18 protein-coding genes are annotated in these 18679 nt (G+C 42.5%); 17 read left to right on the top strand and 1 reads right to left on the bottom strand.

All coding sequences use genetic code 11. The features are described 5' to 3' along the window. The first annotated feature begins 74 nt into the window (after positions 1–74). The 9 genes from D6856_RS01935 (at position 75) to D6856_RS01895 (ending at position 9102) form a co-directional block, all read left to right on the top strand. Positions 75–2225 (top strand): M13-type metalloendopeptidase, encoded by a 2151-nt coding sequence (locus D6856_RS01935; protein ID WP_120685506.1) that lies wholly within the window; start codon positions 75–77, stop codon positions 2223–2225. A 251-nt stretch (positions 2226–2476) separates the two neighbouring features. Further along, positions 2477–3199, top strand: coding sequence for an ABC transporter ATP-binding protein (locus D6856_RS01930; protein ID WP_120685505.1), 723 nt, complete (start codon positions 2477–2479; stop codon positions 3197–3199). Continuing rightward, a complete protein-coding gene (locus D6856_RS01925; protein WP_120685504.1) occupies positions 3193–3933 on the top strand; it encodes an ABC transporter permease in 741 nt (246 codons plus the stop codon). The genes D6856_RS01930 and D6856_RS01925 overlap by 7 nt, the downstream gene beginning before the upstream one ends. After that, entirely contained in the window at positions 3933–5012 is a 1080-nt protein-coding gene (locus D6856_RS01920) for an alpha/beta hydrolase (protein WP_120685503.1), read from the top strand. Before D6856_RS01925 ends, D6856_RS01920 begins: the two co-directional genes overlap by 1 nt. Before the next feature lie 32 nt (positions 5013–5044). Further along, entirely contained in the window at positions 5045–5995 is a 951-nt protein-coding gene (locus D6856_RS01915; RefSeq protein ID WP_120685502.1) for an alpha/beta fold hydrolase, read from the top strand. A gap of 36 nt (positions 5996–6031) precedes the next feature. After that, positions 6032–6964 carry an alpha/beta fold hydrolase gene (locus D6856_RS01910; protein WP_120685501.1) on the top strand — a complete coding sequence of 311 codons (933 nt, stop codon included), beginning with the start codon at positions 6032–6034 and terminating at the stop codon, positions 6962–6964. A 36-nt stretch (positions 6965–7000) separates the two neighbouring features. Continuing rightward, a complete protein-coding gene (locus D6856_RS01905; RefSeq protein ID WP_120685500.1) occupies positions 7001–7957 on the top strand; it encodes an alpha/beta fold hydrolase in 957 nt (318 codons plus the stop codon). Positions 7958–7997: 40 nt separating this feature from the next. Then, on the top strand, positions 7998–8723 hold the full coding sequence (locus D6856_RS01900) for a DUF4097 family beta strand repeat-containing protein (protein WP_120685499.1): 726 nt from the start codon (positions 7998–8000) through the stop codon (positions 8721–8723). Between the two features lie 58 nt (positions 8724–8781). Beyond that, positions 8782–9102, top strand: coding sequence for a type II toxin-antitoxin system Phd/YefM family antitoxin (locus tag D6856_RS01895; RefSeq protein ID WP_120685498.1), 321 nt, complete (start codon positions 8782–8784; stop codon positions 9100–9102). A gap of 275 nt (positions 9103–9377) precedes the next feature. Here D6856_RS01895 and D6856_RS01890 read toward each other — a convergent pair whose 3' ends face one another. Beyond that, on the bottom strand, positions 9378–10265 hold the full coding sequence (locus D6856_RS01890) for a DegV family protein (RefSeq protein ID WP_120685497.1): 888 nt from the start codon (positions 10263–10265) through the stop codon (positions 9378–9380). Positions 10266–10810: 545 nt separating this feature from the next. Here D6856_RS01890 and D6856_RS01885 point away from each other — a divergent pair. The 8 genes from D6856_RS01885 to pheT all read left to right on the top strand — a co-directional run bounded on the left by D6856_RS01885 (position 10811) and on the right by pheT (position 18653). Further along, positions 10811–11440 (top strand): manganese efflux pump MntP, encoded by a 630-nt coding sequence (locus tag D6856_RS01885; protein WP_120685496.1) that lies wholly within the window; start codon positions 10811–10813, stop codon positions 11438–11440. Positions 11441–11572: 132 nt separating this feature from the next. Next, complete coding sequence (locus tag D6856_RS01880; protein ID WP_092250194.1) at positions 11573–12322, top strand: SIMPL domain-containing protein; 750 nt, start codon at positions 11573–11575, stop codon at positions 12320–12322. Positions 12323–12348: 26 nt separating this feature from the next. Then, positions 12349–12591: a GIY-YIG nuclease family protein gene (locus tag D6856_RS01875; protein ID WP_092250191.1), complete on the top strand. Its 243-nt coding sequence runs from the start codon at positions 12349–12351 to the stop codon at positions 12589–12591. A gap of 317 nt (positions 12592–12908) precedes the next feature. After that, positions 12909–13610: a hypothetical protein gene (locus D6856_RS01870; RefSeq protein ID WP_120685495.1), complete on the top strand. Its 702-nt coding sequence runs from the start codon at positions 12909–12911 to the stop codon at positions 13608–13610. A gap of 446 nt (positions 13611–14056) precedes the next feature. Then, positions 14057–14632 (top strand): hypothetical protein, encoded by a 576-nt coding sequence (locus tag D6856_RS01865; protein WP_120685494.1) that lies wholly within the window; start codon positions 14057–14059, stop codon positions 14630–14632. Between the two features lie 72 nt (positions 14633–14704). After that, on the top strand, positions 14705–14827 hold the full coding sequence (locus tag D6856_RS15420) for a hypothetical protein (RefSeq protein ID WP_256372399.1): 123 nt from the start codon (positions 14705–14707) through the stop codon (positions 14825–14827). A 159-nt stretch (positions 14828–14986) separates the two neighbouring features. After that, on the top strand, positions 14987–16009 hold the full coding sequence (pheS, locus tag D6856_RS01860) for a phenylalanine--tRNA ligase subunit alpha (RefSeq protein ID WP_330543886.1): 1023 nt from the start codon (positions 14987–14989) through the stop codon (positions 16007–16009). A gap of 220 nt (positions 16010–16229) precedes the next feature. Continuing rightward, positions 16230–18653 (top strand): phenylalanine--tRNA ligase subunit beta, encoded by a 2424-nt coding sequence (gene pheT, locus D6856_RS01855; RefSeq protein ID WP_120685493.1) that lies wholly within the window; start codon positions 16230–16232, stop codon positions 18651–18653. Positions 18654–18679 lie beyond the last annotated feature (26 nt).

Here is an 18679-nt window from a genome sequence, read left to right as displayed (position 1 = left end):
TTGCAATGACAACACATGCTGAGCCTGCTACAATGGTATAGTTAGAGGCTTATAAATGCTAAGGAGAGAGAAAAATGAAAAAACAAGTAGTATCTATGCTACTGGCAACATGTATGTTGGCAGTGGCTGTCGCGGGCTGCGGTGCTATCGGTGCACCCCAGGGAGCTACGACGGAAGCATCAGTTCAGGCTGATGCACAGAATGAGAGCTCAGCAGCATCTGAAGCAACATCTGCAGAAGAAGGTACAGTCGAAGCCGAAGCCGGTAAGGGCGCGGGCGGAACACCTTGGATGGATTCCTCTATCAAAGATAACTATACAGCCGATACCCCTACGGATCCTGCGGATGATTTCCATTTCTACGCCAATAAGGACTGGTTCGTCGAGACTGATATTCCCGACGGTTATGGTTCATGGGCTCATTATCATGAGCGAGGCCTTGAAGTTAAGAAGCAGTGCATTGAGCTTTTGAAAGACACGAGCATCAAAGGTCATGATGCAGAACTTGTCCGTAATCTGAATAGTCTTATTCTTGACTGGGACAGCAGAAATAAGCTTGGAATCAGTGAGATCAAGGGAGAATACGACAAGATTGCAGAAGCTGAGAGTATTGATGATATCACCAAGCTTCTCACTGACAAAGAAACAGTCTATGACTACTTTGAATTTATTAATTTCGGAGCTATGCTTGGACTTAACGATCCCGAGACATACTTAGCTTTGGTTGATACCCCGGCACTTACTCTCGGAGATTCCGCCGAATATTCTCAAAGAACAGAAAACGGCGAAAATGTGTATGGCTATAACAAGGATCTTTTTGCTTATATGGCTCAGAAGTATGGAATGAGCGAAGATGAGGCAAACAAGTGCTTTGAAAACGCCATAGACTTTGAGACCAAGCTTGCTTCCAAGATCTATACAACAAATGAGCAATACGCCGAGGACTTTTATGAAAAGGTTAATAACGAAATGACCTTTGATGAAGTCACATCATATTGCAAGAATTTCCCTCTTAAAGACATTCTCACGGCATTGGGATATAAATATGACGGTAAGTATCTTGTGACAACTCCCGACTATTTAACTCATCTTGATGAATTATATACGGATGAAAACCTCGAGGGCATCAAGTCTCTTTTGATCGTAGATGATATTTTGTCATACGCCATGGCACTCGACAAAGATACCTACGATAAGAGAAATGAGATTCGCAGTAAGTACTTTGGAACTTCAGGAGCCGTAAGCGATGAAGAAATGGCTTACAACAATGTACTTAGCTTGCTTCCCGATTCCATGCAGATCGTGTACATCGAGAAGTACGGTTCTGAAGAAGACAAAAAGAAAATGACGGAGCTCTGCCAGGAGGTCATCGACACCTACAGAGAGCTTCTTTCCGAGAACGACTGGGTATCCGAAGAAACCAAGAATTATGCTATCGAAAAGCTTGACAATATAACAATCCACTCTGCATATCCCGATAAATTCAACGATACGTCGGGAATAAACTTTGACGGATGCTCTTTTATCGGAGCGATCAAGGAGATCAATCTTAACAAGGTAAAAGAGAACATCAAGCTCCTCGGCACCAAAGTCGACAAGGAAAAATGGGCAGACGGATTCGCTGTAACTCAGTGTAACGCCTTCTACAATCCTCAGGACAACAGTATTAACATGATCATCGGAATGATGGGCGAGCCCTTCTTCTCAAGTGATATGAGCAAAGAGGAACTCTACGCTTCAATCGCCGGTTGCTGGGTAGGACATGAGGTTTCACACGCTTTTGACAGTAACGGAGCTCAGTTCGACAAAGACGGACAGTTAAGAGATTGGTGGAACAAGGATGATAAAGTAGAATTCCAAAGCCGCATTGAAAAGATGGACAATTACCTCAATTCTCTTGTTGCTTTCGGCGACAACCACGTTGTGGGAGGCAATATCGACACCGAGATGGTAGCCGATATGACTGGACTTCAGTGCGCACTCAGAATGGCTTCCAAGGTTGATAACTTCGATTATAAGAAGTTCTTTATCACCTTCGCTCAGGTGAGAGCCGAGATCTCAACCTACAGCACAGAGCTTAACAGGCTTTTACAGGATCCTCATCCGCTTAACTACTTAAGAACCAACGTATCGGTTCAGCAGTTTGATGAGTTCTACGAAGCCTTTGATGTAAAAGAGGGCGACAACATGTACCTCGCACCCGAGGACAGACTTATCGTCTGGTAAAAAGAAATCAAATAACGAAATAGATGATGAAGACCTTGCAAATATGCAGATTTGCAGGGTCTTTTTCTTTTTGAAAAAATTTGGGAAATAGGGTTGACATACTTCATCTGATGGAGTAATATTTACTTCGTCAGAAGTACTACGGCACACATAGTAAATGCGACGTAGTATATCAGACGTTGTAAAGCGGTCATGGCGTCTGACCGTTATCGTAAACAGAATAACTGAAGATATTAGAGGAGATGAATGAAATGAATTGTTATCTGGAAACAAAGAATCTTAATAAAAGATATGGTTCTTTTGAAGCAGTTAAGAACATGAACGTTCATATATACAAAGGCGACATTTACGGACTTATCGGTCCCAACGGCGCCGGAAAGACAACGCTCATGAAGATGATAATCGGTTTTGCAGGTCCTACAAGTGGCGAGATCATATTAAACAGTGAGAAGAAGGGCGAAGGCGTTATCGGTAATCTTATTGAGAGCCCGGGAATCTACGGACACCTTACAGCCTATGAGAACATGATGCTAAAGGCAAAGGCGCAGGGAGTATACAACAAAGATGAGCTACTCGACATCCTTGACTTTGTCGGACTTTCAAATGTACCTAAGAAGAAAGCCGGTAAGTTTTCACTTGGTATGAAGCAAAGACTCGGAATCGCGCTTGCACTTATAGGTGATCCCGAGATTCTTATTCTCGATGAGCCGACCAACGGCCTCGATCCGCAGGGAATCATCGAAGTAAGAGAGCTTATTCACAGATTAAGAGCTGAGAGAAACATGACCATCATGATCTCAAGCCACATCCTGAGCGAGCTTCAGAAGGTTGCCAACGTATTCGGCATTATCTCAAACGGCGAACTCGTGATGGAAGTTACTTCCGATGAGCTTATGGAGAAGTACAACGGCGATTCGGGCGCGCTCGAAGAGTTCTATCTCGATGTAGTAAGAGGAGGAAAGAAAGTATGTTAAACCTGATAAAGATGAATATCTCAAGGCTTTTTAGAACAAAGGCTTTATATACAACAACGATCATTGAGTTCATTCTCTTTTTCCTTATTACCATGGTAGGAGGAGAAGGAAGCGTAGTTGAAATGGCGGGAGAATTTCTCGGTTCAGGACTTGTTCTTATGCTTGTCGGAATCTTCGCCACCGTTTACAGCGATGAAGAGAGAAAGAGCGGTTTCCTTAAGAACCTCGGATCATCCAAGGGCAGAAAGAGACTTATCTTTGTATCAAAGATTCCCGTGATCTTTCTTTACAATGTGATCCTTTTGATCGCAGGAACCGCAGCCACATTTATCGGAATGGCAGGAAGAGGAGCTGTCATCGGAAATATAGCTTCTTTTGCAGGCTTCCTGCTTTTCGAAACACTCATCGGAACGGCCTTCGGAACAGCATTCCTTGCTATATATGAGGTCGCAAGAGGAAACGTAATGCCTATTATCCTTACGATAATTGCTGCAGGAAACCTTCACGGAACACTCCTTAACCTTGCGGAAGTAAAGATTGCTCAGATGATCCCGGCACTTGCACCCGCGATGGAAGCTCAGATTCTTTCGGGCAATCTCATCGTTTCAAGAGCACAACAGATAAGTGTGACAAATCCTTTTGACCATTTTGCGGTTCTTGTTGTGGCAATTGTGGGCATTGCGGTTTACGCAGTCCTTGGAATGACAGTATTTGAAAAGAGGGATACATTCTAATGAAAACATTTAAAAAGATTATCATAATAGCTCTTTGCGTTATCTTGGGGCTGATCAACATAGCCTTAGATGTAAGAATAGTCGGAAAAGTGATCAATTCAAGAACTCCAAAAGGCGGAATAAATAAGAGCCTTTATGTTGACATAAACGGAACCAAACAGTGGATCAATATCTACGGAAAAGATAAGAACAACCCCGTTCTTTTATATCTTCACGGCGGGCCCGGTTCTGCGACAAGCTATGTAGACTATGAATTTACAAGAAAGTGGTCGGATGTATATACGGTTGTTACCTGGGATCAAAGAGCTGCCGGAAAGAGCTGGTTAAAAAATACAAAAGACACTACGCCTATAAATCTTGACACTATGATGGAAGACGGACTTGAGATGACTGAGTTTTTGAGAAATTCTCTTGGAAAAGACAAGATCTCGATCATAGGACATTCGTGGGGATCTATTTTCGGAGCAAAGCTTGTGCTTGCGCATCCCGAATACTATGACTGTTATATCGGAACAGGAATGACGGTTGATCTGATTGAGAATGAGATAAGATTCTGGGAAGCAGCCAAAGAGTGGGCAAAGGGAAATGAAGAAGATGAACAGCTCATTGAAAAGTGTGCATCGGGAGAAATTCCGAACATGAGTGTTGAATATATCAAAGTAAGAACGGAAATGATGAATAAATACGGATATGGCATGGATTCTGAAAAGAGTGATTATAGTATGATGGCAGCTCTTTTCTTTAATCCCTATTATAACCTTTGGGATGAGATAAAGTGTCTTAAGTTTGCCACAACCCAAGGTGTTGCAGAAACTTATTATGACTGGGATGCAACGGATGAATTCAAAGGCCTTTCCATACTGGATGAAACTGAGTACAAAGTTCCTTATTACAACATAAACGGTGATAAGGACTATCAGGCCAACTTCGAACTTGCTCAGGATTATTTTGACAGTATAAAAGCTCCGAGAAAGAAAATGTTTTTGATGAAGGATATGGCCCATGGACTTATGGAGGTAAGATCGGGCGAATTTTCGGATATAGTTCATGAGATTGCTGCGACGGAGAGCGGTAAGTAATAGAGTTATTGGTTTTATATTGAGGAGTAATTATGAAAAAAGGAATTAAAACAGTTTTTACGGTAATAGGTAAGATCCTATTGATAGTATTGTCATTCGCCATTGTTCTAACATGTGTGGCGATTATATATAACAAGATTCAGTGCAAAAAAGAAGAAAGCTTCTGGATCGATCCTCCGGGACAGATGGTAGAGGTTGACGGGCACAGGATGCATATTTACAGTGAGGGCGAAGGAGATCACACGATTGTATTTCTGTCTGCTTGGGGGGATGTAAGCCCCTATAACAATTTCCTTCCTCTTTGCAGGGAACTCAGCTCTGACGCAAGAGTCGTTATCCTTGAGAGATTCGGGTATGGCCTTAGTGATAGCGTAGATGAAGAGAGAACCTTTGATAAGATCCTCGAAGAGGATAGAGAAGGACTTGTAAAAGCAGGTATTGAAGGACCTTACGTTCTTGTTCCGCATTCGATCAGCGGAGTCGAATCAATTCTCTGGACTCAGAAGTACCCTTCCGAAGTAGAAGGAATTGTGGGAATGGACATTTCCGTTCCTGCCTATAGAGATGAATATGCTACCCAGAAAGTGAGTGAGGATTTCTTGGAAAAAATAATTCAAGAGACCGGGCTTGTTAGGTTCGTGTACGGAAATATTATGGCTAAGTACGGAAAACCGGCAGGTGAAGCAGATAAGATGGAGCTTGCCATAGCTTGCCGACACGGAAACAACAAAAACAAGATAAGTGAGTATGAGCATCTGGTAGAAGCTTTGGATGAGATTGTAAGCATGCCGCTTCCTACTGTGCCAACAATTCAATATATAGCTATGCAGGACAGTGATCCTATATGGGAATCCGGTCATCAGGATTTGGTTGATGCATCGGAAAATGGCAAGCTTATAAAGCTTGACTGCGGCCACTATGTTTATTGGTACGAACAGGACAGAATAGTAAGAGATATCAAAGAGTTTCTTGATTCTCTTTGATGGTGATAATAATTGAACGAGGAGTAAAAAAGTATTATGAGGAAATTTTTAAAGGTACTCATAAATATATTTTTGGTTTTGCTTGCGTGCATCATCTTATTCGTATCCGGCATTTTTGTATACCACAGGATCATGCTAAAGCAGGAGGATAAATACTGGGAAAACACCCCGGGACAGATGGTTGAAGTAGACGGTCACAAAATGCATATCTACAGCACAGGTAGCGGCGATCACACCATAGTTTTTTTGTCCGCGTGGGGAGATTCCAGCCCTTACGCTAATTTCCTTCCTATGGCCGAGGAATTAAGCAAGGACGCAAGAGTCGTTATTCTCGAGAGATTCGGATACGGTTTCAGCGATACCGTAGAAGGAGAAAGAACCTTTGATAAGATCCTTGAGGAGGACAGAGAAGGACTTGAGAAAGCAGGCATTGAGGGCCCCTTCATATTCGTCCCTCATTCAATCTCCGGAGTTGAAGTAGCCCTCTGGGCTCAGAAATATCCTTCTGAAGTTGAAGGAATCGTAGGATTGGATATTGCGGTTCCCTCAATGAGAGAAGTGTATTTAACAGAAGGCTTAGCCGACATGAGTCAGATCCCTAAGGTCAGATTTATGAGAGATTCCGGACTTCTCAGGCTTTTTTACAGGAACCCTGAGAACGAACTTGAAAAGATAAAGTACATCATTGGTTATAGGAATGAGGCCAATAAAAACAAGACAAGTGAATCCGATCATCTGGTGGAAGCTCTTGATGAGATAGTAAGTAAGCCGCTTCCGACAGTGCCTACAGTTCAGGTAATATCAAAGGATACAAGCGACGGTTATCCTGATTGGGAACCCGGACATCAGGTATTTGTCGATGCATCGGAAAGGGGCAAGCTTATCAAGCTAAACTGCGGACATTATGTTTACTTGGAAAATCAGGAAGAAGTAGTAGAGATTATCAGAGAATTTCTTAATTCTCTTTGATGGTGATAATAATTAAACGAGGAGCAAAAAAGTATTATGAGAAAGTTTTTAAGAGTGGTAAGGAACATATTTTTGGTTTTGCTTGCATGCATTATCTTATTTGTATCAGGCGCGTTTGTTTACCACAGAATCAAGCTAAATCAGGAGAAGCAGTACCTAGATAACATTCCCGGACAGATGGTTGAAGTAGACGGCCACAATATGCACGTATATTCGGAAGGCCGGGGCGATCATACCATCGTATTTCTTTCAGGCTGGGCAACTACCAGCCCTTACCAGGACTTCCTTCCTATGGCTAAGGAGTTATCAGGCGAGAATAAGGTAGTTATCATTGAGAAATTCGGATATGGCTATAGCGATGAAGTTCCCGGCGAAAGAGATCTTGACACTGTCCTTGAAAATGACAGAGAAGCTCTTCAGAAACTTGGAATAGAGGGACCTTACGTACTGTGTCCTCATTCATTGGGGGGCCTTGAAAGTATTTCTTGGGCTCAGAAGTATCCCGAAGAAGTAGAAGGTATTGTCGGTATGGACATTTCTGTTCCCGGCTTTAGAGAAGCTTACGTGGCTACGGAGAAAAAGAAAAAATTGGTTTATTCGGGATTCAACATTTTATGTAAGCTTGGAATTATGAGAGTTTTAATGGGTACACCTGAATTCGAAAACGAGGATGATAAGATCAGATATGCCCTCGAACAAAAGGAGGGAATGAACAAGAATTTTATCAGTGAGAATAGCAACATAGTAGAGAGCATTGATGAGATTTTAACCATGCCACTTCCTACAACACCTACCCTTCAGTTTGTTTCCAAACAGACAAATGAAATATCAAACAGAGAATTTCCGGGCACAGACTGGATGGCCGCACACCAGGAGCTTGTGGATGCATCTGTAAACGGAAAGCTTGTAGAGCTCGACTGCGGCCATTATGTATATAAATATGAACAGGACAAGATAGTAAGTGGCATCAAAGAGTTTCTTAAGACTCTTTGATGAGAAGAAATATGGGATAAATTGAGAGGTTTGAACGGTTATGAAAAAGTATTCTTTAATTTTGTTCGCGGTAACAGCAGTTTGCATTATAGTTGGACTTGTATACAACTATAAGAGTTTTGAAGGGATCAAGTATATTAATTCTTCGAAAATGATAAAAGACGAAGTAAACTTTGGTAATGTGGAAGTTAAAGAGGTCAAGATCGATATGGACCACGGCGATATCTCTTTTGCCTACGGACCTGAACTTACAGTTTCTTCCTTGTATCTTAAGGAGGATCTTCCCAAAGTGACTTATGAGAACGGCGTTCTCAGTGTAATACAGAAGATTCCCGTGAGTAATTATGTTAGCGTAAGGCACTCAGAGGATGAATATCTGACCAAGGTAACCATTCCGGAGGGGACAGTCATCAAGAAAATTGAGTCCGTTTCAAACAACTGTGATGCTTATCTTGAAAATATTGACGCTGAGGATGTTACCTTCAAGCAGAGTACCGGTGATGTTGATATTAAGGGATGCAAATTTCAAAATCTGATCGCTGATTGCCAAGACGGAGATTTTTATGTTTCCGGAGAGTTTGCCAATGTTGATATTAAACTTGAAAATGATGATGTCACGCTTTCAGGTAAACTTGATCAAGTCAAGGTCGATGTTATTAACGGCGACATAGAATTAAATACAGAAGGACCAATCGATTTAAACAAGGTTTCAATCAATACTTTAAACGGAAACCTCTACATAAACGGTAAGGAAATCGGCGATTGAGTGTTGAGCCACATGAGTGATTAATGATACCTTAAAATTAGAAAGAGAGGATGAAAGTATGCATAATATGGCTTATACCCTTGATAATATAATTCCGATAACAATGTTTAATAGAGGCCAAGCTGGCAGGATATTCAGTGAGGTTAAAAAAGGTTCGCCCAAGGTTGTGATTAAGAATAACGAGCCAGAAGCTGTCATTATTTCTCCTGATGAATATAAAGAGATCATGGAATTGCTTGAAAATGCAGAACTTATGGAAATGGCTATACAACGCGAGACGAATGATAATGGTGCACGTTTTTCTCAGAATGAAGTAATGGAAGAATTGGGAATATCTCAAGCTGATCTTGATGAGATGGAGGATGTGGAAATTGGCTAAATGGAAGATTGAATATACTTCTGCAGCCAAGAAAGACCTAAAGAAGCAGAAAAAAGAATTAAAAAATCAGTACCACCGACTTAACCGGAGGTACTGATTTTTTTGTATTGTAGATGTAGGTTGGTTGAAAATATATAACTTGTCGTCATTCCATTGCTGAATAGGATTTACTGTCTTATACATTATGCCACCTCAGAATCACAACCGGCTCGGCCGGAGTGAATGAAAAGAGAGACCTGCGATCGCAAGTCTCTCTTTGCTTTTATCATATTGAGTTAATCAACTCTTTTCTGTCCCCAGAAGAAGAGGGCTACTGTACCGGGGCCTGTGTGGCTTCCGATGGTTGTACCAATGTCGAAGATCTTGACTCTGCCCTTAAGCTTGGGGAATTTCTCTTCGATCATATCTGCAACGGCTCTTGCATCCTCGTAGCAGTGGGAGTTTGAAATAAAGCACTCTCCGTCGTAGTCTGCGCCGTTCTCTGCAAGCTCAACCATCTTCTGAACCTGAGCCTTCATAACTGCGTTCTTACCTCTGACTTTGGATCTGACGATAAGCTTACCTTCATGGTCCACGTTAAGAAGAGGGCAGATGCTGAGTACGTTTCCGATAGCACCCGCAGCTTTGGAAACACGACCGTTTCTTACAAGGTATTTGAGGTTTGAAACAAAGAACCAGTGATTGCATGTGAGCTTGTTTTCTTCAGCCCAATTGTATACTTCATCAATGCTCTTGCCGCTGTCACGAAGATCTGCGAGCTTGTCCATGATAAGACCAAAGCCTGCGGAAGCAGCAAGTGAATCTACAACATAAAGCTTTCTGTCCGGATATTTCTCTTCAAGCTGCTGCTTTGCGATCATTGCTGAATTGTATGTTCCCGAGATTCCGGAACTGAGTGTAAGATGAAGAACGTCTTTTCCCTGTGAAAGGAACTGTTCAAAGTATTCGGCATATTCTCCGACGCTGACCTGTGATGTTCTTGTCATCGCTCCGTCAGCCATCATCTGATAGAAAGTATCAAGTGAAATGGATTTACCCAGATCATCGGGATAATCCTTGCCGTCGATCTCAAAATGAAAGCAGATGTACTTGATATCTCTTTTCTCAAAATGTTCAAGTGAAAGGTCTGCGGTAGAGCAGGCACTTAAAATAAAATCGCTCATAATGTCCCCTTTTCAGACGTTTTTTATACTTTTTTTATCATACATTATTATCACTTTTCTATCAAATGTAAATAGTGTGAGAATTGTTCTCAGGTAAACACTGGAATTGTCTGAATTGTCTGAATATAGCAGCACAAGAAAAAAGATGTTTGACAAATGTTCTCAATAATGGTATATTATATTTACAATCACATAGGAGATAAAACCAAAGCAACCAAGGTGGCATAAGCTTCACCGGAAGTGAGCAGCGGTTATCGGAGCGGCTGACATCTACAGCGAGCGTGGCGATGCTTCACAGGAGCCGAGGGATGTCAAGGTGTCGCTTAAGGATGTGATTTATATATATAAAACAGAAAAGAGAGGACAAGCCATTGGAAATACTTAATTAAGGCCGGGTGTTCATTTAGAAAATGGATGCCCGTCTTTTTTTGTGTTTTTTTTGCTTTATGGAGTTTTTGGGGGCGCATTGCTCCTTTTTTTATGCTATAATTTAAAAACTATACTTGATTTACATTACTAGACTTCAAGGATTAGGAGATGTAATAATGGCAACCAACATAATATTTCTTTTTAACAGCGCCATGCTGGGCTTTGGTCTTGCGATGGACGCTTTTTCTGTCTCCTTGGCCAACGGATTCACACATCCGCACATTAAGAGAAGGAGAAGACACGAAATTGCTTTTGTTTATGCGGCGTTCCAGATCATGATGCCGATAATAGGCTGGTTTTTCGTTCATTACGCAGCGGAAATGTTCAACGGATTCAGACCGTTTATACCGTGGATCGCACTGATACTCCTTGCGATAATAGGCGGTAAGATGCTAATAGAGGGCATACGTGAAAAGAAATGTTCTGAAAATCTTTCTTGCGATGAGTGCACAAACACTGAATGTCCCAATCACATGGGAAGCGGTAAATCCAATCTATCCAACAAAGTCCTTATCTTACAAGGAATAGCTACATCTATCGACGCACTCTCGGTAGGCTTTACGATATCATCCTACAAAGTTCCCCAAGTTCTCATATGCGCACTTATTATAGGTATGGTGACACACGTTGTCTGCTATATCGGTCTTAAGCTTGGTATCAAGTTTGGGACTAAGCTTGCCGGAAAGGCAAAGATACTTGGCGGAATCGTGTTGATAGCAATCGGTATCGAGATATTCTTCGGTTAAAAAAATATAAAATAACCAATGTTTTCATTCCCAATATGACTAGCGATTATGATATCATATAAATTACCCGCCGATGAAATGTCTTTTGGCGGACTATCTTAAAAATAATCTTATGATCGGGAGGAAAAGAGGATGGAACAAAAGAAAAACAGTTGGGTGAGTGCGCTTATCATCGGAGTTTGCGTGGTTATAAGCTGCGTGGCTCTTGCATGCGGTCTTTCAAATTTCAGATCCGGAAGCCAGCACATCATCAGTGCTACAGGTAGCGCAAGCGTTGATTTTGACGCAGATCTTATTATCTGGAGAGGTTCTTTCTCAGCAACGGATTATTCATCAAAAGATGCATATGCCACACTTAAGAGCAATGCTTCAGAGGTTAAGAACTATCTTACCGGAAACGGTGTTGCCGAGGATGAGATCGTGTTTAATTCTGTTGATATCAGAAGAACTTACAGAGAGATCTACGATGATGAGGGCAAGTACATTGGATCGGAGCCCGAAGGATACGAGCTTACTCAGAGCGTTGTTGTAACTTCCACTAACATGGACAACGTCGAGAAGATTTCAAGAGACATCTCAAGCCTTCTTGAAAAGGGCGTGGAGTTTACTTCCGATACACCCGAGTATTACTATTCTGATCTCGATGCATTAAAGCTCGATCTTATAGAAAAGGCAACTCAGAACGCCAAAGAGCGTGTAGATATCATGGCTAGGAATTCAGGCGCCAAGATTGGTAAGCTCAAGAACTCCAATCTCGGTGTATTCCAGATCACAGCTCAGAATTCCGGAACAAGCACATATTCATATGACGGTGCGTTCGATACAGGTTCAAGACATAAGACTGCTACCATCACCGTTCATCTTGACTACGATCTTAAGTAATTGATTTTTTATATAGAAAAAATAGTATGAATTATACATATATAGTTGAATGTGCCGACGGTTCTTTGTACTGCGGATGGACCAACGACCTCGAAAAGAGGATAGCGGATCACAATGCGGGCAAGGGGGCCAAATATACCAAAACAAGACTTCCGGTTAAACTCGTATATCATGAGGAGTTTGACACCAAGGAGGAAGCCATGAGCAGAGAATGGCACATCAAGCAGCTAAGACGAGAAGATAAGCTCAAACTAATAAATAAAGGCTAATACGGTAAAACGGTGTGGATACAATCTGTATCCACACCGTTTTTGTTGGTACGTGAACTTACTTTTATGAGGGGGGTACCATGTGGGTTACTCCACATGTAGTATATGGAAAAGCTTTAGTGATGCTCTTCAATTATTATTATACATTACTTAACATATTTGTCAAATATTATTTTGAAAAAATCTCAAAAATTATTCTTTTGTTGTAACAATGTGCTGAAACACCGCGAAATTTGCAAAAAATTGTCAAATATTGTAAAATGCTGTTTGTAACATTTAAAACGCTAAATGAAAAAAGAAAAGGGGAAATATTAAAAATGAAAGCGAAAATTATACCTTTTATATTAGCCATGACAGTGCTTGCCATGACAGCTATGGGTTGCTCGGATACATCAACCGAGACGCCCGCAGTACAGGATGAAGAGAGCACCGCAGCAGTTTCTGCAGAGGCAGAGACTTCCGAAGCTACTATCGAGAGCACTGACAGTGCAACAAAAGAAAATACAACAGAGGCAGCTTCCGATGATAAAGACAGCGTAGCAAAGCCTCTTGCGACAATTACATGTACTTGGGATACTTCCGAGGTAAATTTAACAGAGTGCGATCCCGAAACACCCCTTGAAGGCGGGGCATTTGCTGACCTTGTAATAAGCGGCGGCGGAGCAAACCTTGAAGTCGGTAAGCTCTATGAGCAGCGTGACGGCGATAAAGTCTTATTTGATTCACTCATCACCGAAGAAGGTAACACCAAGAAATATACCTGCAATATCTACTCATGGGATTGCGGCGATATGGATTTCCAGGCAGAGCCCTGCGCTCCCATCAATTCTTTCCCTGATGTGGACGTTGTGATCACACAGGAAGGAAAGGCCGACATTCATAAAACCGGCGAGGACTTAATGGTCTACTCCTACACCGGCACTCACTTCTACGGCCTTTGCTCCGTACGAAACGGCGAAGTCGTTGACTGGGTAATCCCCGAGTGGCTCACCGAAGGAATGAAGAACGTGGAAAGGTAAGTAATCAGCAGACTCAGTTCTTTTGAGTCGTGCTGTACTACTTAGTTCTGGCGAGCGAATGCGAGAGCAGAACTTCCTTTGACGACTTTTGTTTGACTACGTAAAAGAGAACTGCTATTAAAAGAAAAGGTGCTACCGATAGACGGTTAGCTCTCCTTATAAATAGAATTTGGCGAATCCGCCATGCGTCGACATAAGAATGGCCGTTGAAAGACCGTCGACATATTCAATGATATCAGACAAAACTTAAGATTTGCTGTAGATAATTCTTAAGTTTTCTTAAGAAATGGCGCGGATATATTCTGGCAATAGTTAATAAAACCATATAATCTGACGATATAATAAATAGCGACGGAAGCGTGTTTCTCAATGGATTGAATTTCATTGAAAAACGCGCTTTTTCTTTTGAATGAAAGCATTGAAACATTACGATACGGAGGAGCTATATGAATATTAGTCTGAATCTCAAAAAAGAAGATACTCAAAAGATCACAACAGAAATAGAATTGGCGCGGTATATCATGGAAAGAGGAAATGACACGGGAAAAATGTCGGAAGCGGACCGAGCCAAGATAGAAGCCCGTATAAACGCCAAGCTTCAATCAGGGAAAAAGCTTTCACAGGAGGAGATGGAATATTTAAGAAGATACAATCCGATCATGTATGCGCATGCGCTGAGGGTGCAAAGAATGGCTGAAGCTGTTGAAGAGCAGCTAAAGCATGCAAAAAGTAAGGAAGAGGCAGATCGCATTATAACTTCCGCTTTAAATGGCATATCGAAAAACGATCCCGACAGGGAATACATATTTGCCGTGGTAAATAGGGTGGTGACTGAGTTTCATAAGTCGGGAGCATATGATGAGTTACCGAATACCATAGACGAAGATGATAAGAAGAAAAAGAAGAGTGGAGAAGTCTTTTATGATGCGGAAGATGATAAAGACGATGAGTTTGACTTACAAAATTGGAGTCCGCTCACGGAGGTATATGATAGTATGCCTACATTCTCTGTGGAAGCTTGATGCATCATAAGGCTTGACAAAAGTTTTTTTGCCCAATACAATTAGTTGTTGAAATAGAAAATAACAAATGCTATGAAGGTGTGGGCCTCGCCCAAGATGTTATGCGGATTTGCATTACAGAGAATGGAAGTCATCGGCTGGAAGCTTCCTAATGAGAGCATATACGGAACATTCGCACCGGAGCAGCTTGCCTGAAATGATTTCTTTAGTAGGGTGAGACGTACGTCTACGTTACAGATTTAATGAGTGTCCGAGCATTATATATGCCGGGAACTTGGGTGGTACCGCGATAATTCGTCCCTTGTGCTATTTGGCACAAGGGTTTTTATTTACGCAAAAATATGGAGGAAGATTATGATTAGTGAACAGCTCGACAAAATTAGAGAGGAGGCCCTTAAGCAGATACGTGAGTCTGACGGCCTCGACAAACTTAATGAGATCAGAGTCAACATTCTTGGAAAAAAAGGTGAGCTCACAAGCATCCTTAAGAGCATGAAGGACGTTGCTCCCGAGGACAGACCGAAGGTTGGTCAGCTTGTAAATGAGACAAGAGAAGCTATCGAGAAGGTACTTGAAGAGACCAAGAACAAGATGGAAGCTGCAGCACGTGATGCCAAGCTCAAGGCTGAGGTCATCGACGTAACTCTTCCTGCCAAGAAGAATAAAGTCGGTCATCATCACCCCAACACCATCGCTCTTGAAGAGGTAGAAAGAATCTTCACAGGCATGGGTTATGAGGTTGTTGAAGGACCTGAAGTTGAGAAAGACTATTATAACTTCGAAGCGCTCAATATCCCTGCGGATCACCCCGCCAAAGATGAGCAGGATACTTTCTATATTAACGGAGATCTTCTTCTCAGAACTCAGACATCTTCAACACAGGTTCATGAGATGGAGAAGGGCAGAATCCCGATCAAGATGATCGCTCCCGGAAGAGTTTTCCGTGCCGATGAAGTTGATGCGACACATTCACCTTCTTTCCACCAGGTAGAAGGACTTGTTATTGATAAGAACATTACATTTGCAGATCTTAAGGGAACGCTCGCTGAGTTTGCTAAGCAGCTCTTCGGACCCGATACCAAGACAAAGTTCAGACCTCACCACTTCCCTTTCACAGAGCCTTCTGCTGAGATGGATGTAAGCTGCTTTAAGTGCGGCGGTAAGGGATGCCGTTTCTGTAAGGGCGAGGGCTGGATCGAGATTCTCGGTTGCGGTATGGTACATCCTCACGTTCTTGAGATGAGCGGAATCGATCCTAACGAGTACGTTGGATTTGCGTTTGGTGTAGGACTTGAGAGAATCGCGCTTCTCAAATATGAGATCGATGATATGCGACTTCTTTATGAGAATGATATAAGATTTCTTCAGCAATTTTAGTGATATAGGGATTCATGCACATGCATTGCTGTGCTTGCACAATGCATTGCATGTATATGAAGACCGAACAGAAATGAGGAAAAAAGATGTGCGAATGAAATGAGCATATCGATTTCCGAATTTCTGTAGGATTGCGAGAGCGCCGAAGGCGCGAAGCAATCCGTATATCACAGTAGTGTTATATACGATTAGATTTCACTCACAGAACAGGAGAATAAAAATGAACTCATCTAAATCATGGATTAAAGCATATGTACCGGACCTTTCATGCACCGATCAGGAATTCTTCGATGCGATGACACTTTCCGGAACCAAGACAGAAACATACACACCACTTGATAAGAACCTCGAGAAGATCGTGGTTGGTCAGATCAAGACAATCGAGCAGCACCCCGATGCAGATAAGCTCGTTATCTGCCAGGTAGACATCGGAACAGAGATGATCCAGATCGTCACAGGTGCCAAGAATATGAAGGAAGGCGACAAGGTTCCAGTTGTTCTTGACGGCGGACGTGTTGCGGGCGGTCACGACGGAAGCCCCAATCCCGCTGAAGGCATCAAGATCAAAGCCGGTAAGCTCAGAGGCGTTCCCAGTGCAGGTATGATGTGCTCGATCGAAGAGCTCGGTTCAACCAAAGATTTCTATCCCGAAGCTCCCGAGGACGGTCTCTACATCTTCCCCGAGGACACAGAAGTAGGAGCCGATGCTGTTGACGTACTCGGTCTTCACGACACTGTATTTGAATTTGAAGTAACTTCAAACAGAGTTGATTGCTATAGCATTCTTGGTATTGCAAGAGAGGCTGCTGCTACATTTAAGCTTCCTTTCAACGCACCTGCCATCGAAGTTAAAGAAGACGGCGAGGGCAAGACTTCCGATATGATCAGCGTAGAGATCAAGGATACAGATCTTTGCACAAACTACTGCGCAAGAGTCGTAACAGACATAAAGATCGAGCCTTCACCTAAGTGGATGCAGAGAAGACTTTCAAGCGTAGGCATTCGTCCCATCAATAACCTCGTTGATATCACCAACTACGTTATGATGGAGCTTGGTCAGCCCATGCACGCTTACGATCTTAGCACTATCGCAGGTAACAAGATCGTTGTAAAAAGAGCCGCTGACGGCGATACTTTCGTAACTCTCGACGGACAGGAGAGAAAGCTTGATAAAGACGTTCTCATGATCTGCGACGCAGAGAAGGCAGTAGGACTTGCAGGTATCATGGGTGGTGAGAACTCAATGATCACTGACGACGTTAAGACAGTTCTTTTTGAGGCTGCTACATTCAACGGACCCAACATCAGAAAGAGCGCTAAGAGAGTAGGACTTCGTACAGACGCTTCAGGCTTCTTTGAGAAAGGACTTGATCCTGCTAATGCAGAGATCGCGATCAACAGAGCTTGCCAGCTTATAAACGAGCTTGGCTGCGGTAAAGTTGTTCCCGGAATCGTAAAAGAGGGTCTTCCTATCGCACCTCTTAAGAGATTTGCGCTTGAAGCTGACAAGATCAATCAGCTCCTCGGAACAGATATCTCCAAGGAAGACATGATCGCAATCCTTAATAAAGAAGAAGTCGGTTACGATGCTGCAACCGATGAAGTTATCATCCCTTCATTCAGACAGGATCTTAACCAGATGTGCGATATCGCTGAGGAAGTTGCAAGATTCTACGGATATGACAAGATCCCTACAACTCTTCCTAAGAACAGCGCAACAACAGGCGGTATCTCATTCAAGATGAGAGTAGAGAAAAAAGCCAGAGAAGTAGCTCAGTTCTGCGGCTTCTCACAGGGCTATACATATTCATTCGAAAGCCCCAAGGTATTTGATAAGCTTCTTTTACCTGAGGATGCAAAAGAAAGACAGGCTATCAAGATCTCCAATCCTTTGGGAGAAGATTTCTCAATAATGAGAACTATCCCTCTCAACGGCATGCTTACCAGCCTTGCAACCAACTATAACCGCAGAAACAAGGACGTTCGCCTCTATGAAATGGGCAACATCTATGTGGCTAAGTCACTTCCTCTTACAGAGCTTCCTGATGAGAGAATGCAGTTCACACTTGGTTTCTACGGAGACGGTGACTTCTACAGCATGAAGGGCGTTATCGAGGAGCTTCTTGACAGCGTAGGAATGCTCGACAAGGTAGAGTACGATCCCAATGCAGGCAAATCCTTCCTTCATCCCGGAAGACAGGCCAATGTCGTTTATGACGGAGAGGTTATTGGATATTTAGGTGAAGTTCATCCCGTTGTGTGCGATAATTATGATATCGGCACAAGAGTTTATATTGCAGTTATCGATATGCCTCACGTTGTTGAGCATGCTAACTTCGATACGATCTACACAGGAATTGCCAAGTTCCCTGCTGTTACAAGAGACATCTCCATGGTCGTTCCCAAGGAAGTACTTGCGGGCGACATTGAGAAGATGATCCGTCAGCGCGGCGGCAAGAAGCTTGAAGATCTTTCACTCTTTGATATCTACGAGGGTGAGCAGATCAAGGCAGGCTTCAAGTCTATGGCATATTCACTTGTATTCAGAGACAAGGAAAAGACTCTTGAAGACGATGAAGTAAATGCAGCAATGAAGAAGATATTGAACGGCCTCGAGTCACTTAATATCGAACTTCGCTCATAATTATGATTCAACCTGTAAAAGGAAAG

This window comes from Butyrivibrio sp. XB500-5, assembly GCF_003625505.1.
In the GTDB taxonomy this organism is placed as follows: Bacteria; Bacillota; Clostridia; order Lachnospirales; family Lachnospiraceae; genus Butyrivibrio.
This window is presented reverse-complemented; position numbering and strand designations above follow the sequence as displayed.

What these genes read in the sequence shown, in the direction of transcription:
- D6856_RS01935 (WP_120685506.1), top strand. Translation starts at nt 75, where the DNA reads ATGAAAAAACAAGTAGTATCTATGCTACTGGCAACATGTATGTTGGCA.
- D6856_RS01930 (WP_120685505.1), top strand. Translation starts at nt 2,477, where the DNA reads ATGAATTGTTATCTGGAAACAAAGAATCTTAATAAAAGATATGGTTCT.
- D6856_RS01925 (WP_120685504.1), top strand. Translation starts at nt 3,193, where the DNA reads ATGTTAAACCTGATAAAGATGAATATCTCAAGGCTTTTTAGAACAAAG.
- D6856_RS01920 (WP_120685503.1), top strand. Translation starts at nt 3,933, where the DNA reads ATGAAAACATTTAAAAAGATTATCATAATAGCTCTTTGCGTTATCTTG.
- D6856_RS01915 (WP_120685502.1), top strand. Translation starts at nt 5,045, where the DNA reads ATGAAAAAAGGAATTAAAACAGTTTTTACGGTAATAGGTAAGATCCTA.
- D6856_RS01910 (WP_120685501.1), top strand. Translation starts at nt 6,032, where the DNA reads ATGAGGAAATTTTTAAAGGTACTCATAAATATATTTTTGGTTTTGCTT.
- D6856_RS01905 (WP_120685500.1), top strand. Translation starts at nt 7,001, where the DNA reads ATGAGAAAGTTTTTAAGAGTGGTAAGGAACATATTTTTGGTTTTGCTT.
- D6856_RS01900 (WP_120685499.1), top strand. Translation starts at nt 7,998, where the DNA reads ATGAAAAAGTATTCTTTAATTTTGTTCGCGGTAACAGCAGTTTGCATT.
- D6856_RS01895 (WP_120685498.1), top strand. Translation starts at nt 8,782, where the DNA reads ATGCATAATATGGCTTATACCCTTGATAATATAATTCCGATAACAATG.
- D6856_RS01890 (WP_120685497.1), bottom strand. Translation starts at nt 10,265, where the DNA reads ATGAGCGATTTTATTTTAAGTGCCTGCTCTACCGCAGACCTTTCACTT.
- D6856_RS01885 (WP_120685496.1), top strand. Translation starts at nt 10,811, where the DNA reads ATGGCAACCAACATAATATTTCTTTTTAACAGCGCCATGCTGGGCTTT.
- D6856_RS01880 (WP_092250194.1), top strand. Translation starts at nt 11,573, where the DNA reads ATGGAACAAAAGAAAAACAGTTGGGTGAGTGCGCTTATCATCGGAGTT.
- D6856_RS01875 (WP_092250191.1), top strand. Translation starts at nt 12,349, where the DNA reads ATGAATTATACATATATAGTTGAATGTGCCGACGGTTCTTTGTACTGC.
- D6856_RS01870 (WP_120685495.1), top strand. Translation starts at nt 12,909, where the DNA reads ATGAAAGCGAAAATTATACCTTTTATATTAGCCATGACAGTGCTTGCC.
- D6856_RS01865 (WP_120685494.1), top strand. Translation starts at nt 14,057, where the DNA reads ATGAATATTAGTCTGAATCTCAAAAAAGAAGATACTCAAAAGATCACA.
- D6856_RS15420 (WP_256372399.1), top strand. Translation starts at nt 14,705, where the DNA reads ATGAAGGTGTGGGCCTCGCCCAAGATGTTATGCGGATTTGCATTACAG.
- pheS (WP_330543886.1), top strand. Translation starts at nt 14,987, where the DNA reads ATGATTAGTGAACAGCTCGACAAAATTAGAGAGGAGGCCCTTAAGCAG.
- pheT (WP_120685493.1), top strand. Translation starts at nt 16,230, where the DNA reads ATGAACTCATCTAAATCATGGATTAAAGCATATGTACCGGACCTTTCA.